Source organism: Haliea salexigens DSM 19537 (assembly GCF_000423125.1).
Taxonomy (GTDB): Bacteria; Pseudomonadota; Gammaproteobacteria; order Pseudomonadales; family Halieaceae; genus Haliea; species Haliea salexigens.
In genome coordinates, this window is the sequence record NZ_AUHJ01000008.1 from 13811 (window position 1) to 32619 (window position 18809).

At 63.9% G+C, this 18809-nt stretch carries 17 protein-coding genes; 8 read left to right on the forward strand and 9 right to left on the reverse strand.

Annotation, left to right across the window (positions count from 1 at the left end; genetic code table 11):
• Positions 1 to 118: 118 nt before the first annotated feature.
• The 4 genes from G533_RS0110405 (at position 119) to G533_RS21555 (ending at position 4197) form a co-directional block, all read left to right on the forward strand.
• The gene (locus tag G533_RS0110405) at positions 119 to 1204 is read left to right on the forward strand and encodes a sensor histidine kinase (protein ID WP_027949893.1); all 1086 of its coding nucleotides are present in this window, start codon (positions 119 to 121) and stop codon (positions 1202 to 1204) included.
• Positions 1204 to 2007: a LytR/AlgR family response regulator transcription factor gene (locus G533_RS0110410; protein ID WP_027949894.1), complete on the forward strand. Its 804-nt coding sequence runs from the start codon at positions 1204 to 1206 to the stop codon at positions 2005 to 2007. The genes G533_RS0110405 and G533_RS0110410 overlap by 1 nt, the downstream gene beginning before the upstream one ends.
• An 81-nt stretch (positions 2008 to 2088) precedes the next feature.
• The gene (locus G533_RS0110415; RefSeq protein ID WP_027949895.1) at positions 2089 to 2475 is read left to right on the forward strand and encodes a DUF6394 family protein; all 387 of its coding nucleotides are present in this window, start codon (positions 2089 to 2091) and stop codon (positions 2473 to 2475) included.
• Positions 2476 to 2481: 6 nt separating this feature from the next.
• Complete coding sequence (locus G533_RS21555) at positions 2482 to 4197, forward strand: potassium channel family protein (protein ID WP_035527606.1); 1716 nt, start codon at positions 2482 to 2484, stop codon at positions 4195 to 4197.
• On the opposite strand, the gene selD is transcribed toward G533_RS21555, so the two are convergent.
• From selD to G533_RS0110445, 4 genes are all read right to left on the reverse strand, one after another.
• The gene (gene selD / locus G533_RS0110425; RefSeq protein WP_035527609.1) at positions 4198 to 6402 is read right to left on the reverse strand and encodes a selenide, water dikinase SelD; all 2205 of its coding nucleotides are present in this window, start codon (positions 6400 to 6402) and stop codon (positions 4198 to 4200) included.
• The gene (mnmH, locus tag G533_RS0110430; RefSeq protein WP_027949897.1) at positions 6396 to 7499 is read right to left on the reverse strand and encodes a tRNA 2-selenouridine(34) synthase MnmH; all 1104 of its coding nucleotides are present in this window, start codon (positions 7497 to 7499) and stop codon (positions 6396 to 6398) included. Before mnmH ends, selD begins: the two co-directional genes overlap by 7 nt.
• Positions 7500 to 7507: 8 nt before the next feature.
• Complete coding sequence (gene rdgC / locus G533_RS0110435; RefSeq protein ID WP_027949898.1) at positions 7508 to 8413, reverse strand: recombination-associated protein RdgC; 906 nt, start codon at positions 8411 to 8413, stop codon at positions 7508 to 7510.
• Between the two features lie 220 nt (positions 8414 to 8633).
• Positions 8634 to 9308: a hypothetical protein gene (locus G533_RS0110445; RefSeq protein ID WP_144079853.1), complete on the reverse strand. Its 675-nt coding sequence runs from the start codon at positions 9306 to 9308 to the stop codon at positions 8634 to 8636.
• Between the two features lie 68 nt (positions 9309 to 9376).
• On the opposite strand from G533_RS0110445, the gene G533_RS0110450 reads away from it, so the two are divergent.
• On the forward strand, positions 9377 to 9817 hold the full coding sequence (locus G533_RS0110450) for a VOC family protein (protein ID WP_027949900.1): 441 nt from the start codon (positions 9377 to 9379) through the stop codon (positions 9815 to 9817).
• A gap of 16 nt (positions 9818 to 9833) precedes the next feature.
• On the opposite strand, the gene G533_RS0110455 is transcribed toward G533_RS0110450, so the two are convergent.
• Positions 9834 to 10535: a glutamine amidotransferase-related protein gene (locus tag G533_RS0110455; RefSeq protein WP_027949901.1), complete on the reverse strand. Its 702-nt coding sequence runs from the start codon at positions 10533 to 10535 to the stop codon at positions 9834 to 9836.
• Between the two features lie 177 nt (positions 10536 to 10712).
• On the opposite strand from G533_RS0110455, the gene G533_RS0110460 reads away from it, so the two are divergent.
• From G533_RS0110460 to G533_RS21565, 3 genes are read left to right on the forward strand one after another with little or no spacing between them, the layout of a single operon-like run.
• Positions 10713 to 11243: a phosphatase PAP2 family protein gene (locus G533_RS0110460; RefSeq protein WP_027949902.1), complete on the forward strand. Its 531-nt coding sequence runs from the start codon at positions 10713 to 10715 to the stop codon at positions 11241 to 11243.
• Positions 11243 to 12316 (forward strand): MJ1255/VC2487 family glycosyltransferase, encoded by a 1074-nt coding sequence (locus G533_RS21560; protein ID WP_084638929.1) that lies wholly within the window; start codon positions 11243 to 11245, stop codon positions 12314 to 12316. The genes G533_RS0110460 and G533_RS21560 overlap by 1 nt, the downstream gene beginning before the upstream one ends.
• A gap of 33 nt (positions 12317 to 12349) precedes the next feature.
• Positions 12350 to 14596 carry a tetratricopeptide repeat protein gene (locus tag G533_RS21565; protein WP_035527612.1) on the forward strand — a complete coding sequence of 749 codons (2247 nt, stop codon included), beginning with the start codon at positions 12350 to 12352 and terminating at the stop codon, positions 14594 to 14596.
• 18 nt (positions 14597 to 14614) lie between these two features.
• Here G533_RS21565 and G533_RS0110475 read toward each other — a convergent pair whose 3' ends face one another.
• The 4 genes from G533_RS0110475 to G533_RS0110490 form a co-directional block, all read right to left on the reverse strand.
• A complete protein-coding gene (locus G533_RS0110475) occupies positions 14615 to 15205 on the reverse strand; it encodes a YceI family protein (RefSeq protein WP_051230204.1) in 591 nt (196 codons plus the stop codon).
• Between the two features lie 198 nt (positions 15206 to 15403).
• Positions 15404 to 17299 (reverse strand): DNA topoisomerase IV subunit B, encoded by a 1896-nt coding sequence (gene parE, locus G533_RS0110480; protein WP_027949904.1) that lies wholly within the window; start codon positions 17297 to 17299, stop codon positions 15404 to 15406.
• A gap of 83 nt (positions 17300 to 17382) precedes the next feature.
• Positions 17383 to 18222: a 3',5'-cyclic-AMP phosphodiesterase gene (gene cpdA, locus G533_RS0110485; protein ID WP_035527684.1), complete on the reverse strand. Its 840-nt coding sequence runs from the start codon at positions 18220 to 18222 to the stop codon at positions 17383 to 17385.
• Positions 18223 to 18227: 5 nt separating this feature from the next.
• Entirely contained in the window at positions 18228 to 18692 is a 465-nt protein-coding gene (locus G533_RS0110490; protein ID WP_035527615.1) for a DUF1249 domain-containing protein, read from the reverse strand.
• Positions 18693 to 18809: the final 117 nt, after the last annotated feature.

The following is an 18809-nucleotide window of genomic DNA, read 5'->3' on the forward strand; positions in this document are numbered from 1 at the left end:
GCCGCGGCAACCAACCGCCACAGCAAAGACCCCCGCGGTGGCGACACCGCGATGAAGTGACAGTACGCTGCGACGAACCGGGGTGAAGCCAGGCCGTTGGCCAGCGTATACTCTAGCCATGCGCACCTCGGACCTTCTACAGAACAAGACAATTCTCTTCTGGGCGCTCCAGGCGGCGGGCTGGAGCGGCTGGGGCGTGTCCTACTACCTCGGCATCATGGTGTGGAGCAAACCGCCTGAAGGGTATGAGTTCTACCTGCCACTGGTGAGCGTCATCGGCATCGGTTTCACTCTGCTGCTGCGCAGCCTGTACCGGCGTACCTGGCACATGGCCCTGCCCTGGCGCGGCGTTGCTCTACTGGGTGGCTCCTACCTCGCCGCGCTGGCCTGGATGGGCCTGCGCGCCACCCTGTTTCAGCAGATGTTCCCGGATGAGCAACTGGGCAAGCCGGATATGGCCTGGTACAACTATTTCTCGGGCACGGTATCGGCGTTCTGGGTGATGCTGGTGTGGAGTGTGCTGTATTTCGGCATCAAGTATTACCTGCTGGTGCAGGCGGACAAGGAACGCCTGCTCACGGCTATGTCGATGGCACAGCAGGCGCAGCTGAAAATGCTGCGCTACCAGCTCAATCCGCACTTCCTGTTCAACACGCTGAACGCCATCTCCACGCTGATCCTGGAACAGGAAACCCAGCTGGCCAACACCATGGTTGGCCGCCTGAGCCGTTTTCTACGCTACTCACTGGAAAACGACCCGATGGAAAAGGTCACGGTGGCGGAAGAGTTTGAAGCCCTGCGCCTGTACCTCGATATCGAGAAGGTGCGTTTTGGCGAGCGTCTGCAGTTGCACTTCGACCTGCCTCCCCAGGTGCGCGAGGCGCTGATGCCATCCCTGCTGCTGCAACCGCTGGTGGAGAACTCCATCAAGTATGCAATCGCAACCGCCGTCAAAGGCGGCAGCATCGGCGTCAGCGCTGCGCTGGACAATGGCGAGCTGGTGCTCGCCGTGGCGGATGATGGCCCGGGGCTGGACATGCGCGTGGGGCGCAATGCCAAGGGCGGCGGTGTGGGGCTGGGCAATATCCGCGACCGGCTGAGCGCACTGTACGGTGAGGGCCAGAGCTTCCGGCTAGGCGCTACCGAGCCGCATGGCCTCACCACCACCATACGCATACCACTGGAATACAAGGAGGCGCGCTGATGCAAGCCCTGTCCACCGTGATTGTCGATGATGAGGACCTCGCCCGACGGGGGCTCGCGCTGCGCCTGCGCACCATTCCGGGCATCGACATCGTTGCGGAATGCAGCAACGGCCAGCAGGCACTGCAGGCAATTGCCGAGCACGAGCCGGATCTGCTGTTTCTGGATATCCAGATGCCGGGCATGGACGGCTTTCAGGTACTGTCGGAACTGCAGGCAGACACCCTGCCCATGGTGGTTTTTGTCACCGCATACGACACCTACGCCGTGGATGCCTTCAAGGTCCACGCCGTGGACTACATCCTGAAACCCATTGACGAAGAGCGCCTGCAAGAGGCGGTGGAGCGAGCCCGGCAGTTCAACCAGCAGCAGGCCTCGACCCGCGACAAAGCCCGGCTGATGAACCTGGTCATGGGCATGACCGGCGCCAATGCGCAAACCGTAGAGGCCATGGCGGAGTCCGGACGCCAGGGCTGGCCGGAGAAACTCACGGTGCGTGACGGCAATGCCATCCACTTCATCAAAACCGTCGACATCGCGTGGATTGACGCCGCGGGCGATTATATGTGCATCCACGCGGGCGGCAAAACGCACATCATGCGGGTCACCATGAAGGAGCTGGAAGCCATGCTCGACCCCGCACGCTTCCTGCGCGTACACCGCAGCACCATTGTCAACGCTACGGGCATTACCGGTGCCGAGAGCCTGGACAGCGGCGAGTACCTGCTGCACCTGGATACCGGCGCGCGCATCAAGGTCAGCCGGGGCTATCGCGACCGGGTGCGTGCGCTGCTGGAAACCTGAACACACGCTCGCGTACAGGGCTGGCAACTGCTGCGGAGTCGCGCATAATGGCGGCAGGCCAAGGCAGGGGATGCAACAGCTATGAACATGAGCAAAGTGGTATTCGGTTTTTTCGTATTGCTGGCGGTAACACTGAATTTCGGTTTCTTCATCGGCGACATCGACAATCCACAACACCACGATGTGTACGAACTGTTTGCGGCACTGGTAGTCAGCCTCATAGCCACCGTACTCAAGTTCGGTGAACGCTCGCAGATGGGGGCCATACTGCTTGCCTCCAGCCTGGTGGTGAACCTGCACCTGCTGGCTGCCGCCGTCGTGTGGGCAATTGCCGTGCATGTGATGGAGGTAGGGCTGACACCGCGTGTCATGGCGTCGATCGTGTCACTCTCCGGCGGCGCACTGCTCGCCAACCTGGTATCACTGGTGCTGCTCACCCTGGATACGGCCGGGCTCAGCCGGAAATAACCCGCCATGAGCCGGCACGTACACAAGTCTCTGGTCTTCCTGTTCCTGCGGCGCATGCGCATGCCGCTGGTGATCCTTATCACCGCCTATGCCATTGCCACCGTCGGCTTCACCCTGATCCCAGGCGTGGACGACCAGGGCAACCCCTGGCGCATGAGTTTTTTCCAGGCCTTCTACGTGGTCAGTTACACCGGCAGCACCATCGGCTTCGGCGAAGTACCCTACCCGTTCTCCCCGGGCCAGCGCCTGTGGACCATGGTCAGCATTTACCTCACGGTCATTGCCTGGCTGTTCTCCATCGGCTCCATTGTTTCCCTGCTGCAGGACCCGGCATACACCCGTGCTCTGCGCCGCGCGCGCCTCGCCTGGAAGGTGCGCAACCTCAACCAGCCCTTCTACCTGGTGTGTGGTTACGGCGACACCGGTCGCATGTTGACCAGTGCACTGACCAACCGCGGCTACCAGGTGGTAGTGATCGAACAAAACCAGGAAAAGGTAGAAGCGCTGGAAGTGGTGGAGTTCTTGGCGCCGGTCACCGCGTTCTGCATGAATGCGAATCTGCCCGACAACCTCATCGAGGCGGGGTTGCGCAGCCGCTGGTGTACGGGGGTTATCGCGGTCACCGGCGAGGGGCATATCAACCTGAAGGTGGCCATCAGCGCCACGCTGCTCAATCACAAGGTGGCCGTGTACGCCAGCGCCGACACGCGCAACGATGCCGACAACATGCGCTCCTTCGACACCGACTACGTGGTCAATCCGGTGGAGGAATACGTGCGGCGACTGGAACTCGCCATCGACAAGCCCGACCTGTTTCGCCTGTACCACTGGCTCAATTCCGGCCCCGGGGCACGCCTCACCCGGGCCACGCCGATCCCGCGCGGCAAGTGGGTCGTGTGCGGTTACAGCCGTGTGGGTCGTGCGGTGTACCAGTTACTGCGCGAGCGGGGCATGGAGGTGGCGGTGATACACCCCGACCCGGAGCAGGCCGGTTGCCCCTACGACACAGTCGCCGGCCGTGGCACCCAGGCGGAAGAGTTGAGCGCCGCTGGCGTTGAAGAGGCGGTGGGTATCGTCGCCGCCACCAGTGATGACGCCGACAACCTGTCTATTCTGATCACGGCACGGGCCCTGAACCCGGAGCTGTTTCACGTGGTGCTGGAAAACGGCTTGTCCAGCCACGCGCTGTTTCGGGCGGCGGAGCCCGACTTTCTGGGCCAGCCCAGTATGGTGGTGGCCGGCACCATTCTCAGCCGCATCAGCTCGGGGCTGGTGGAGCCCTTTATCCAGCAGCTGTTACAGCTGAACAACGACACCGGCCGCGACGCCCTCGCGCGTTTTCTGCGCCACCAGAACGACCACCCGCCGGAGTTCTCCTCAGGCCGTATCAGCAATCGTCGCTCTCCCGCCCTGGCCCGCGCTTTGACTGCAGGCCAGCGCATTACCGTCGGTAACCTGCTGGCAGACCCCAGTAACTGGCGCGAACGCCTGCACCTGGAAGTGGTGATGATTCGCAAGCAGAAAGAGGACCTGCTGTTTCCCGCCGATGATGTGCCGCTGGAGATGGGTGACCGCCTGTTGCTGGCGGGCCGCGACGGTGAAGCCCAGCGCCTGCAGGCAGTGCTGGAAAACGATCAACGCCTGGAATACCTGCTCACCGGCCGGGATCGCCAGCACGGCGTGTTCTGGCGCTGGCTGGAGCAGCGCAGCAACAGGGGATAATCAGCGGCAGCGGATGGGTTCAGCGCCGGCACTGAGGGCAACGATCTCACCGATCTCGACGGCGTCCGCGTAGCCCGCCTCATGCAGCGCTGCCAGCAGGTCCGCAGCCGCCGCTTCCGCCACGCCCAGTAACAGCCCACCGCTGGTCTGCGGATCGAACAGCAGGTCGTAACGCGGATCGGTCGCCGCGCCCGCGCCGCTGTTGCGGGCGTTGGCTTCATGCATGGTGCTGCGACGTCCCGCCGCCAACTGCGCCAGTGCCCCCGGGAGCACAGGCAGGGCCGCCAGCTCCAGCACGGCGCCCTGCTCCGGGCGCAACATTTCCTGTAGATGCCCCCAGAGGCCAAAGCCGGTGACATCGGTTGCCGCACTGGCGCCCTGCGCCAGCGCCACACGCGCTGCCGCGTAGCTGCTCTGCAGCATGCTGTCGATAGCGCCGTGCAGGTGGCGGCCATCGGCCTGCAATTGCATGTGGGCGGCGAACAAGATGCCGGTGCCCAGCGGCTTGGTCAGTATCAGCCGGTCGCCCTCATGCAGGGTCCGCTTGCGCAGGAACTGGCCCGCGCCGCCCATGGGCTCGCCGCTCACCGCAAACCCCAGCGCCAGTTCCGGGCCCTGCAGGCTATGACCTCCCACCAGCTGGCAGCCGACCGCCGCAAATTCATGCAGCGCACCGGCCAGCAGCTGCACCAGGTCGCGCTGTTGCACAGACGGGCCGCTGAACGGCAGGGTCAGCGCCGCCAACGCCGTAGTGGGCTGAGCGCCACTCGCGTACAGATCGGACAGGGCGTGATTGGCGGCGATGCGTCCCATCAGCCACGGGTCCGACACCAGGCCGCGCAGAATATCCAGGCTCTGCAACTGAATGCCTCCGGCCGGCGCTGTCACCACGGCCGCGTCCTCGGCACCGTCCGTCGTGGGGCAATGTTGCGGATACCGCTGGCGCAGCTCGCCGAGTGCCGCCGCCAGCCGGTCGCCACCCACCTTCGCGCCGCAGCCACCGCAAGGTGCCTGCGTGGCGGCGGCAAGTGCTTCGGGCAGGGTATCCGCTGCCGCGTTGGGCATGCCTTCAGGCAGGGCGGCGAACTGCGCCATGAAACGACGATCAATGCGGTCTTTCCAGCGCCAGGCCCAGGCACCGCTGGCGACAAACGGGCCCCGCTCCGCGACCGCTCGACGCTCCCCCAGCGACAACAGGGAGAGAAAACGTTGCTGTGGCCTGTGCGCGCGCAAAGGGCGCTGTAGCAGCAGGTTGCGCAGGTTGGCTGCGAGTACGGGCGCCTGACGCACGGCGTACACACCGGCCTTGGGCCGCGGGTGTTGCAACTGGGTGGCGATATCACCGGCGGCGAACACCACGGGGTCGTCCACTGACTGCAGGGTGTCGTGCACGGCCAGGAAGCCGCCCTGCACGGTGCGCAGGCCGCTGGCACCCACCCAGGGCGCAGCCGCCGCGCCGGTACACCAGAACAGCGCATCGAACGCGGTGCTACCGCCATTTTCTACCGTCAGCTGGCCCGCGCTCACCGCACTCACGCGGCTGGCACAGTGCACCGCGATACCCGCACGGGAGAGCGCTTGCTTCGCCGTGGCCCTGGCGCGGTGGTGGTAGCCGGGCAGGATATCTGCCGCGGCGCAAAACAGGCTGAAGGCCGGTGCGCGATCCCGCAGGCGGTGTGCCATGGCCAGCGCCAGCTCAACGCTGCCGGCGCCGCCCCCCACCAGGGCAATATGCCTGGACGGCAGGCACTCCCCTCGCAACAGTGTGGCTTCCAGAGCCTGCCAGCGCGCCCAGAATTCCGCCACCGGCTTGACCGGCGTAGCGTGCTCGCGCGCGCCCGGCACACTGTCCAGGTCGGGTTGGGAGCCGATGTCCAGGCTCAGCACATCGTAGGTGAGGGCGGGACGACCGGGCAGGCCCACTTGGCGTGCGCGGGTATCCAGCACGTCGACTTCGGCCTCGATGAAGCGCGCGCCAGCCCATTGGCAGAGCCGGGCGAGGTCGATGTGGGTTTCCGCAAACCGGTAGTGGCCGGCGAGCAGTCCGGGAAGCATGCCCGAATAGGGCGTATGGCTTGAGGGCGACACCAGAGTGACGCGCAGCCCGCCGATGGGCCGCATGGCCAGCATGCGCAGCGCCAGTGCATGGGCGTGTCCACCGCCTATCAGCACCAGGTCACGCTGCACGCTGCTGCCTGTCAGCAAGACAGCTGGCTCCGGGCGTAGTCGACGACCTGCTGGCGGTTGCCGCGGAACAGTTCCGTGCCCTCGCGCTGTGCCAGCTGGTAGCTGTACATCGGGTCGTAATAGGCTTCCAGCAACTCGCGAATCCAGCCCCGATGCACCTCGGGGTCACCCCTGCTGTGCTGCAGATCAAACGCCTGCTCCATGGTTGCACGCAGGGCCTGGTGGCGCGCGCCACCCAAACGCTTGCGAATACCGTCCAACCCCTCGAGCAGTCGCGCCCGGTGCAGGGCGGGGCCGTCGACAACCCCGTGGCGGAGCGCGTAGCGAGCGCCCAGGTCGTTGATGTAGTCATCGAGGATCACCGCCACGCGCTCCTCCAACGGCTCGTCCACTACCAACAGCGGCGCCTGCTGCATGTGTTGACGCAAGTTCTCGGGCAGCGCCAGGCGCCCGATAAGGCGGCCCTCATCTTCCAGCACAACCGAACCGGAGCGGCGCGCGAGCTGCTGCAGAAAAGCAATGCTTACGGCGTTTTCAAAGTCGATCTGGCTCGGTTGGGGCTCCGGCAGGTGGCCAAAACTCGAGCCGCGGTGGCGCGCCAGGCCCTCCAGGTCCAGCGCACCCTGCAGCGCATGAATCACGCGGGTTTTGCCGGTGCCGGTGCGGCCGCTGACTAGTACCAGGCGCGCCTGCTGCAGCGAGCGGGCCAGTTCCTCCAGCAGGAAACGGCGCAGCGCCTTGTAGCCACCTTCGATACGGGGGTAAACAATGCCCTCGTCGGCCAACCACTGCTGTACCGTCTGCGAACGCAGGCCGCCGCGCCAGCAGTACAGGTAGCCCTGAGGGTGACGCCGGGCGAAGGCGCACCAGGCGGCAACCCGGCGCTCGCGCTCGTCGCCTGCCACCAGCTGGTGTCCCAGCGCAATCGCCGCGTCCTGCCCACGCTGTTTGTAGCAGGTGCCTACCTGGGCGCGCTCTTCATCGGTCATCAGCGGCAGGCTGGTGGCGCCGGGAAATGCACCGTGCGCGTATTCGGCCGGCGAACGCAGGTCCATGAAGACAGCGTCATCCAGGAACAGGCGGCGGTAGTCGGCGCTTACCGGCAGATCAGCCACGTGCAGCGTTACTCCATTTCTCCACCGAACAGGTCGATGACCCGCTCCTGCAGACGGGTTACCAGGTCCGACATCAGTGCAAAATCTGCATCCAGGCGCGCGGCGTGGTCCGCTTCCGGCAGGTCCTCGTTTTCCTTCAGCAACTCATCCGAAAACTTCAGGCGCCGCAGACAGAGGTCCTCGGCCAGTACCAGCGACACCCGCTCCTCCCAGCTGAGCGCGAGTCGCGCCACCTGTTTGCCGGCGTTGAGGTGAGTCTCCACCTCTTCACCCAGCAAATCAACGCCACGGCAGCGCACCACGCCACCCTCATCGCCGGGCTCGCGCAGTTCGCACTCTTCGCCCAACGCGAAATCCTGTGGCAGGCTCTGGTGCGCCAGCCACGCCGTCATACTGGCGGTTGGCGCATTGTTAACCTGTGGCAATACCACCGGGAAGCTGCCGATGCACTCGCGCAGCAGGTTGAGGAACTCCTCGGCGCGGGCCGCGCTGGTGGCATCGACAAAAACCCAGTTGGCGCGCGTGTCGATGTAGGCATAGAAAAAGGCCGAGCGTGTGAAAGCGCGCGGCAGGAAATCCAGTACGATTTCGTCCTGCAGGGTCAAGCGCTCCTTGCGATAGACCTTGCGACCCTGGGCTTCCTCGATCTCCGCCACTTTCTCCGCAAGCTGCTCGCGCACCACAGTCGAAGGCAGCAACCGTTCCTCCCGGCGCATTCGCAACAGGAAGCGACCATCAACAGGGTGCACGAGTGCGCTGGTCGTCCCGCCCAGCGCCGGCACCCACCCCAGGGATACCGGCTGGGTGGCGCTGCAGTGCTGAAATTCGCGCTGCGCCAGCTGTTGCTCAATCTGCTCTGCTGTTACCTGAATAGGGGTGGTGAGGCGATAGGCCCGCACGTTTTTGAACCACATAAAATACTCCAATAGCCGCCAGTGCCCGGGCCAGGGACCCCAGCACAGGCCTAAAAAGACAGGGATTGTACCCGATGCCGGGCTGCCCGGCATGGGCGAGGGCGCTTTCGGGATGGCTTTCAGGAAGCTCCACCGCCTGCTATCGGAGCAAGCGGCGAGCGGGCGGCTGAAGGAAGCTAACTTGAGGGATAGCGGGGGGTCGAAATCCCCTTGGGCCTTGCTAGCGCTTTAACCGTCTCATTCCGGAAAGGGCGAGCAGGCCGCCAAGCAACAACAGGGCGAAGAACGGTAGTGCCGGGACCGCGACTGGGCCTGACGCTGCTTGAGCGGAGCCGAATATCCTGAAGTGTGGAACCACACCGTTCGATTCTCCAAGATTTGTTGGCGCGGCGAAATTTGTTGGATTACCATTTTCCGGAAAGGCAGTCAGACCATTCTCGCTCAATTGCGTCAGGCCCCAGGGAAAGTCAGCCTGGCCTTCAACCATAGCGGCAATTTCGTATCGCTGTCCAGCGAGCAAAGTGAAATTGAACGCCGGGCTCTGCACCCACTGTGCTCCCGCCCCCACTGCAACCGGTGCACTGTAAAAAAGCACAGCATCGGGGCCGTTACTCGCAATCAGAAAGCGGACATTGGTAGGCGCGACGGGGTTGATGAACGCTTCAAGCTGCTCGACTGAGGTATCGTTGTCAACTTCCAGCTTCAGGCTGATGGCCCCATCCGTGCGGCTATCTGTCGTGTTGTCGGTAACAACCGAAGTGTCTATCAGTGGCGCTTGCGCCATCGCCGACATCGCCCCGAAACCCGCCAAGGCCACCATCAATACTGCGATCAAACTCTTGTTTTTCGTCGATATTCTTCCCCGGTAGTTTTTCTTGGCATATCCCCTAAACACCCGAGATGCTAAAGTGGCCAGTTAAATTGCGCAACGTCGGCCCCATCCCGGATTCGGAGGACTAAGCCATGCAATACCTGCACACCATGGTCCGCGCCAGCGACCTGGACGCTTCGCTGGACTTTTACTGCAACAAGCTGGGGCTGGTGGAAGTGAACCGCTACGACAGCGAGGGCGGACGCTTCACGCTGGTCTATCTGGCCGCCCCGGGCGATGTCGAGCGCGCCAGCACGGCAAGTAGCCCGCTGCTGGAAATCACCTGGAACTGGGACCCGGAAAGCTACAGCGGTGGTCGTAATTTTGGCCACCTCGCGTACCGGGTAGAGGATATCTATGCCACCTGCCAGCGCCTGCTGGACGCCGGCGTCACCATCAACCGCCCGCCGCGTGATGGGCATATGGCCTTTATCCGCTCCCCGGATGGCATTTCGATCGAGTTGTTACAGGCTGGAGACAGCCTGCCCGCCGCCGAGCCCTGGGCCTCCATGCCCAATACCGGGAGCTGGTAGACCCGCGTATACAGGCTTAGTTGCGCAGAAACGCGAGTATCCAGCGCCCGACGCGCTCCGGTTCGGCGTCTTCTGCCAGCGAAGCCATGCCGCGGGTGTAGGCCTCTTCACCAATGCGCTCACGGCGAAATTGCATCACTTCCTGCGCATAACCCGGCACGAACTCGGGGTGCCCCTGAAAGGTAAGTATGTGCTCACCCACCTGGCAGACGGCATTTTCACAGAACTCGCTGCCGGCCAGCACGTCGGCGCCCAGAGCAGGGCTCACCACCTGATCCTGATGGCTGACCAGAATGGCAAACGCGGCAGCCCCCTGGTCGTGCCAGGCAGGTAGCTGCTGGAACCGGTGCTGGTGGATACCCACACCCCAACCCTTGGGTGATTTTTCCGTTTTACCGCCCAGCGCCTGCGCCACCAACTGGTGACCAAAACAGATACCCACCAGCTTTTTCCGCCGGGTGTGCAGCTCACGCACAAAGTCCATCAGGCGGGCAATCCAGGGGTCGGCATCGTACACGCTGCTCTTGCTGCCGGTAATCAGGTAGCCGTCCACCTCGTCGATAGTTTCCGGGTAAACGCCTTCCTGCACGTCATAAACGCGAAACTCGATGGCCGGATCGAGCCGACCCAGCAAGGCGATGAACATATCGGGGTATTCCCCGAAATCCGGCACCCACTCTGGCCGTACCGCGTCGGTCTTCAATATTCCCAGTTTCACCCTGCGCTTCCCGTATTGCCCAACGGCTGAAGCGAGCATGGTAGGAGAGCCCCCGCCCACTGTAAATTACTAATGCTCAGCCGCCCTGCGGAATTCTTGAGCGGCGGGGCCGACAAATTCATAAAACCGTCACACCGCTGTCATGCGGTTGCCATGCGGCGGCGCAACACTGGGACCATGAAGCTGCTCAATGCCATGCACAGGCTCGACCTTCACCTGCTCACCCGAATCTTTTCCCAGGGTGAGCGGCGCACGGTGCGCCCTCTCGCACGTGCGCTCTCTCGCTCCGGAGACGGCTACCTGCAAGTGCTGGTGCCGATGCTGCTGTGGCTGCTGAGCGCTCCCTACGCCGAGGATTTCGCCACGGCACTGGCTGTGGCCCTTGCGGCGGAACGCACTCTCTACTGGACCCTGAAAAACAGCCTGCGCCGGCCGCGGCCGCAGGTTGCCGTTCCGGGTTTCCGCAGCCTGATCACGGCGTCCGACCAGTTCAGCTTTCCCTCCGGGCATACTTCAGCCGCCTTCCTGCTCGCGACCATGCTTACCCTGTTCTATGGCGGCCCCTTCGCGGTGGTGTTCGCCTGGGCCTGCGGCGTGGCGATGTCACGGGTTCTGCTCGGCGTGCATTTTCCCGGTGATACCCTCGCGGGCGCGATCATGGGCGCGGGGTCGGCACTGCTCACTGCACAATTTCTGGGGCTGGCCTGATGCGTATACTTTACGGCGTGCAAGCCACCGGTAACGGCCATATCAGCCGGGCACGGGCAATGGCCGAAGCGTTTCGCGGGCTGGATGTTGACGTGGTCTGGCTCTTTTCCGGGCGCGCGCCGGAGCAGCTCTTCGACATGGCACCGTTCGGCAATTACCTGCACCGGCGCGGCCTGACGTTCGCCACCGAAGACGGCAGAGTGCGCTACCGGCGCACGGTAAGCCAGAACAACCTCCTGCAGTTCCGGCGCGATGTACGCGCGCTGCCCGTGCAGGGTTTCGACCTGGTGGTCACCGACTTCGAACCCATTGTTGCGCGTGCCGGGCGCAGAGCGGGCATTCCCACCATCGGCATTGGCCATCAGTACGCCTTTGGCGGGGCCACACCCACCCCGACAGGGCACTGGCTGGCGCGACAGATCATGCAGTACTTCGCGCCGGTGGACAGGGGCATTGGCCTGCACTGGCACCCGTATGCCAGCAACGTGCTGCCACCCATCCTCGACCTGCCCGCACTCGACACCCGACCACAGGAGCATGTCGTCGTCTATCTGCCCTTCGAGGACGCACAGCGCGTCATTGATGTGCTGCAACAGCTGCCACAGCAGCGTTTCGAGCTATTCGGACCAGGCTTGCCGGAGGCCACATTCGGTAACGTAAACCAGCACCCGGCGCGGGTTGCCACCTTCAAGCAGGCGCTGGCGAGTTGCGCGGGCGTTATCTGCAACAGCGGCTTCGAACTGGTGAGCGAGTGTCTGCATTGGCGCAAGCCGGTGCTCACACGGCCCCTGCAAGGACAACTGGAGCAGTTGGCCAACGCCATGGCCCTGCGCCAACTCGGTTACGCCAGCGTGGCAGAGGAGCTGACCCCCGCTGCATTGCGCACCTGGCTGGCCCGACCCACACCACCGCCCACACTGCATTTCCCGGATGTCGCGGCGGTGCTGGCCCGCTGGCTGGCGGACGGCGCGCGCGGTGAAACAGGCTCGCTGCAGCGCCAGTTGTGGGGGCGCACATTGCAGCCACGGGAAAACTCGCGCCCCATACTTGGGAATCAGCCGGCCATGGGTTAGCCTGACGCCTCTTCAGGCTGAGGTATTCACACCGTGCTGCGCACACTCTTTATCTTCTGGCTGGCACTTGCCGCGCAGGTTCAGGCCTCCAGTGACTTTGTCGGCGGCGAAAGCTGCACCAGCTGCCATGCGCAGCAGCACGCGCTGTGGCAGGGTTCACACCACGACCTGGCGATGACCACGCCAACGCAGGACACGGTGCTGGGCGACTTCGACCAGGCCACCTTTACCCACCGCGACATTACCACCACATTCTTCCGCGAGGGTGACCAGTGGATGATCCGCACGGCGGGTGAAGACGGCAAGCTGGCCGATTTTCCGGTGCGCTACACCTTCGGCATCTATCCGCTGCAGCAATACCTGCTGCCGCTCTCCCGTGGGCGGTTACAGGCCTTTGAAATTGCCTGGGATACGCGCCCGGCGGCAGAGGGCGGGCAGCGCTGGTTTCACCTGAATCCGGAGGAGATAACCGACCACACCGACCCGCTGCACTGGACCGGACCCTACATGAACTGGAACACGCGCTGCGCCGAGTGCCATAGCACCGAGGTGGAAAAGCGCTACGACGCAGCCACACGCAGCTTCGATACCCGCTTCAGCGCGGTAGACGTGAGCTGTGAGGCCTGCCACGGCCCCGGAGAAGCGCACTTGAAGCTGGTAGAGAACGGCCGCGTAGAGGAAGTCGCGGGCGCCGGTTTCCCGCTCGCGCTGGGCCAGCGGGGCGACTGGGCCTTCAGAGACGGAGCCGCCATCGCCAGCCGGCTGGAACCGCTGGAGGGAAACACCCAAATCGACAGCTGTGGCCGCTGCCATTCACGGCGCGGCACCCTGGGGGAATACCACTACGGCAAGCCGCTGCTGGATACCCATCGACTGGCGCTGCCGGAAAGCCCGCTCTACTACCACGACGGGCAGATACGCGACGAAGTCTTTGTATACGGCTCCTGGGTGCAGAGCAAAATGCATCAGGCCGGGGTGGTCTGCAGCAACTGCCACGAGCCTCACAGCCTGCAGTTGCGGGCCCCCGGCAACGGGGTGTGCGCGCAGTGTCACCAGGCCGCGGTCTACGACCAGCCGGAGCACCACCATCACCCGCAGGCCTCCAGCGGTGCGGCATGCGCCAACTGCCACATGCCGGAAACCACCTACATGGTGGTGGACCCGCGTCGCGACCACAGCATGCGCATTCCCCGGCCCGATCTGAGCGTGACCATGGGCGTGCCCAATGCCTGCAACCAGTGTCATACCGACAAAGACGCCAACTGGGCGCTGGCCGCAGTGCGGGACTGGGGCGTGAACTTCACCGACTCCGGCTCCCACCCCGCACGCGCCCTGCAGCGATTGCATGAAGGCCAGGTGCAAGCCGTGCCTGACGTGCAGCAGCTGGCGGCGGACGGCAGCGCAACCCCCATCATGCGCGCAACGGCCTTGACCGCCCTGGGACAGGCGGGCGTTGCGCCTGCGCCCGAAACACAGGCACTGCTGCAATCCACCGAGCCCTTGCTGCGCCTGGGCGCGGTACGCCGCCTCGCCAATCAGCCGCTGCAACAGCGCTATGGTCTGCTACAGCCGCTGGTGAACGATAGCGTCACCAGTGTCCGCATGGCAGTCGCTGAAAGCCTCGCACAGGTGCCACTGGCACAGCTGACAGAGCCCGATGCCGAGGCGTTGCGCCAGCTGTTTGCGGAGTACACCGCGATCCAGGCGGAGCACGCCGACATGCCCGGCGTCCAACTGCAGCTGGGCATGTTCCTGCTCAATCGCGGCGACCTGCCAGCTGCTGAAAAAGCCTACCGCGAGGCGCTGCACCTGAATCCACAGCTGCTGCCGGCACGCCTGAACCTCGCCGACCTGCTGCGGCTGCTGCAGCGCGAGGACGAGGCGCGCAGTGAGTTACAGGCCGCCCTCGCAATTGCACCGGATAACGCCGCCGCACTGCACGCCCTGGGGCTACTGGAAACCCGCGCGGGCAAGCGGGAAGAGGCTATGGATTACCTGCGGCGGGCGGCTGAACTGGAAGAGCAGGGCACGCGCCACCGCTATGTGTATGCCATCGCCCTGCACGACAGCGGCGAGATAACACAGGCCATTGCCACGCTGGAGGCGGTGCAACGCCAGGCGCCGGGCAACGCGGATATCCTGTTGGCGCTGGTCAACTATACCGCCAACAGCGGGGACCTTGAGCGGGCCCGCCACTGGGCAGAGCTGCTGCTGGCCAGCGACCCGGACAACCCCAGTTACCGCGCGCTGCTGAACCGCCTGAGCGGCAACAGCAGGTAGACGGTTGTAGCGGCGACATCAGCCGCCGGCGGGGGCAAACACCAGGTTGAACGTCACCGGCACCGCGGTGCTGATGGCGTTCAGCCCCGCGACTGACTGCAACGCCTGCACGCCCTCAGCGAGGCCGAAGGTCTCGGCATTGACCACCACCGGGCGTGCGCTGATCACCCGCAACAAGCCGCCCTCGGAGCCGGTAACCAGAACCGGCACCGACAAACTGGCCTCTTTGTCGTGCAGCGTCAGCATGACCTCGATATCGGTGGATACCACACCCCCGTCGGTCACGATGTCCAGCACGTCCGGAGACACGTTCGCGCTGATGTTCGCTGCGGGGAACTGCGCCGTCTTGAACAGCAGCTCGCGCATGCGTTCGTTGCGGATGGGGATCATCGTTTCCACACTGTCGAGGTCAATGCCCAGCTGTACCTGTCCCTCGGCACTGACGAACCCGACCAGCGAGGTAAACTGATGGCTCTCGGCAATCGCGTCATTTTTGATCGACAGGAAATCCAGGCTGGATCGGCTGTTGTCCAACTCCCATTGGGCCTGCACCAACGTGCTGCCCAAGAGCATGGCCGCGGCGAACAGCCCTCTGCCTACTATTTTCATTGTCTTGCCTCCATCCTGTCTGTGAACTGGGTCCAACTATAACGGCTTTGAGCACAAAGTCCGCTGTCAGTTCACATTGCCGTGCTCAGTCAGGCGAGGACTTCAGAGTATCTTTCGTGAGGCTGGCATCGCCGGCGCTGCATCTGGCCCGGGTCGCAGCGCGGGTGAGGCGCGGCGGCGAACGGTAAAAACCGGGCACTAACTCAGAACCGCAATATCCGCCAGGTCGCCCTTGCTCTCCAGCCAGGCCTTGCGATCACCCGCGCGCTTTTTCGCCAGCAGCATATCGAGCATGCTGTTGGTTTCATCGCCGGCATCAATCACCAGCCGCACCAGACGCCGCGTATCCGGGTCCATGGTGGTTTCGCGCAGCTGCAGCGGGTTCATCTCACCCAGCCCCTTGAAACGCTGTACGTTGACCTTGCCCTTCTTGTTCTCGGCCTGAATACGGTCCAGCACGCCCTGCTTCTCGCTTTCGTCCAGCGCGTAGAACACCTCCTTGCCCACGTCGATACGGTACAGGGGCGGCATCGCCACAAATACGTGGCCCGCCGTCACCAGTGGGCGGAAATGGCGCACGAACAGGGCGCAGATCAGGGTGGCGATGTGCAGGCCGTCGGAGTCGGCATCCGCGAGGATGCACACCTTGTGATAGCGCAGGCCGGAGAGGTCGTCGCTGGCGGGGTCGATACCCAGGGCAACAGAGATATTGTGTACCTCCTGCGAGGCGAGGATTTCCTGTGAATCCACCTCCCAGGTATTGAGGATCTTGCCACGCAGCGGCAGGATGGCCTGGAATTCCCGGTTGCGCGCCTGCTTGGCGGAACCACCCGCGGAGTCGCCCTCCACCAGGAACAGCTCACCGCGGGTTGGGTCCTCGCCAGAGCAGTCTGCCAGCTTGCCCGGCAGGGCCGGGCCTGCGGTGACTTTCTTGCGGGTGACCTTGCGCGCCGTGCGCAGCCGGTTCTGGGCGTTGTTGATGCACAGCTCGGCAATGCGCTCGGCTTCGCCGGTGTGCTGGTTCAGCCACAGGCTGAAGGCGTCCTTGGCCACGCCGGAAACAAACGCCGCCGCCTCGCGGGACGACAGCCGTTCCTTGGTCTGGCCGGAGAACTGCGGGTCTTCCAGCTTGACCGACAGCACATAACAACAGCGGTCCCAGATATCGTCAGGCGCCAGGCGCACACCCCGGGGCAGCAGGCTGCGCAGCTCGCAGAACTCGCGCAACGCGTCGAGCAGGCCTGTGCGCAGCCCGTTCACGTGGGTGCCGCCCTGTGCGGTGGGAATCAGGTTGACGTAGGATTCGGCCACCACTTCCCCGCCTTCCGGCAGCCATTGCACCGCCCAGTCCGCCGCCGCACTGCGGCCACTGAAGCTACCGACAAACGGCTGCTCGGGTACGCAGGGAAAATCGATGGTGGCATCGCAGAGGTAGTCAGTCAGGCCGTCTTCGTAATACCACTCGTCAGTCTCACCCTTCTTTTCATCCCGGAAGGTCACCCGCAGGCCGGGGCAGAGCACAGCCTTGGCGCGCAACACATGCTGCAGCCGCATGACGGAGAAGTTCACCGAGTCGAAGTATTGCGGGTCCGGCATAAAGTGAATGGCGGTACCCGTGTTGCGTTTGCCGCAGGTGTCGATCACGTCCAGCTCGCTGGCTTTTTCGCCCCCGCCAAAGGCCATGCGGTAAACGCTGCCGTCGCGGCGGATGGTAACTTCAAGACGCAGGGAAAGAGCGTTGACCACCGATACCCCGACGCCGTGCAGGCCGCCCGAGAACTGGTAGTTCTTGTTGGAAAACTTGCCCCCGGCGTGCAGGGTGCTGAGAATCACCTCCACCCCCGGGCGCCCCTGTACCGGGTGAATGTCGACCGGCATGCCGCGGCCGTCGTCGCTGACCGTGATGGCGCCATCGCGGTGCAAAATCACATCGATGCGGGTGGCGTGACCTGCCAGCGCCTCGTCGACACTGTTGTCGATGACTTCCTGGGCAAGATGATTGGGGCGTGTGGTGTCGGTGTACATGCCGGGGCGCTTGCGCACCGGCTCAAGCCCGGTGAGGACTTCAATATCTTCCGCGGTGTAGTTGCTCATGCCTGCCTGTGGTTTCCTGAAACTGCGTTAGTCGAGCCTGCTGCATTGTACCCCAGCGGCAGGGCAGCACGCCCGTTTCCGGCCTAATCCTGCAGATAACCGCCGGAATTCAGGTCTACGGTAAACGGGACATCCCACACGCGGGAGACGCCTGTTTCTATGTGACCATCGGCGTGCAACGCCAGCCAGCGGTAGCCCGGTGGCAGGGTGTCGGCCCGGAAGTTGTCGCTGCCCGGAGCAAACTGCACGCAGGTTGACGGCGAACCGAGCAGACGCAACCCCTGCCATTCGCGATCCACCTCTTGATGCACATGCCCCCAGAGCACACCGCGCACCGAGGGAAACTCCGCCAACACCGCAAACAGCGCATCCGCATCGGCGACGTGCTGCTCATCGAGCCACTGGCAGCCAATCGGCAGTGGATGATGATGCAGGCACACGAGACTGTGCAGGTTCTCACGCGCGGCCAACGCCAGCGCCTGGCGCAACAGCGCCAGCTGCTCTTCACCGAGGTAACCGCCAACTTCGCCCGGCACCTGGGAATCGAGCATTACCAGCTGCCAGCCGCCAAAACGGATGTCGTTGCTGAGCAATGTACCACTGATGTCCACCTCGACCATGCAGGCACGATCGTCATGGTTGCCCGGCAGCCAGAATTGCGGCGCATCGAAGCGATCAAAATAACCGCGCAGTCGCTGATAGGCGTCGAGATAGCCGTGATTGGACATATCGCCGGTGCCCAACACCGCATCGACTTGCGGTTGCTCACGCAGCGCCAGGTCGATCACGGCCTGCAGGGAATGGTCGGTGTCCATGCCCAGCAGCTTCTCTCCCGCCTCCTGACACAGGTGGGTATCGGTCAACTGCAGCAGGCGCACCACACTACTGGATACGGGCACTACCTGGCGTTTGAGTTCAGCCATTGCCATCAACGCCCGGCATTCTGGCCCGGCGTCGTAGTCGGCAACTGGCCGAGACCATTGGCCTGGCAGTGCGCCAGCCAGTCACCGAGGAACTGATTCTGTTGCAGCTTCTCGTCCTGCTGGAACATGTGCGCATTGGGGTAACTGTAGCGCGCCTGGATGCGGCTCTGGGACTGAAAGGCTCCCACTTCGAGCATCCCCGCATCGTGGTAGGCGCGCACATCGATGACCAGCCGGCGTAGCCAGCGGTCCTCGCCGTGCACCTGGTGCAGGCGAAAAAACGTGGTGTATCGACTGCGCTCCAGCACCTCCAGACGCACCCGCGCCTCGCCGAGCGCAAACTCGCGAACATTGGCCTGCTCATAATCCGGGAACAGGCGCAGCAGGCGCGCGTAGTTGGCCTCACACAGCGCGTGCAGGTGCTTCAGGTCCGTTTTGAAAGGGCGCTTGCGAGCCCGCTGCACTGCCATCGACCTTGTCCTGTACCGATAATAGCCCGCCGCAGGCGCAGAAGGTGGCGGCGCAGGCCCTTTGAAAACGCCGAGTGTAGCACTTGTCTCCGGGAAAACCGCGAGTATATTACCGCT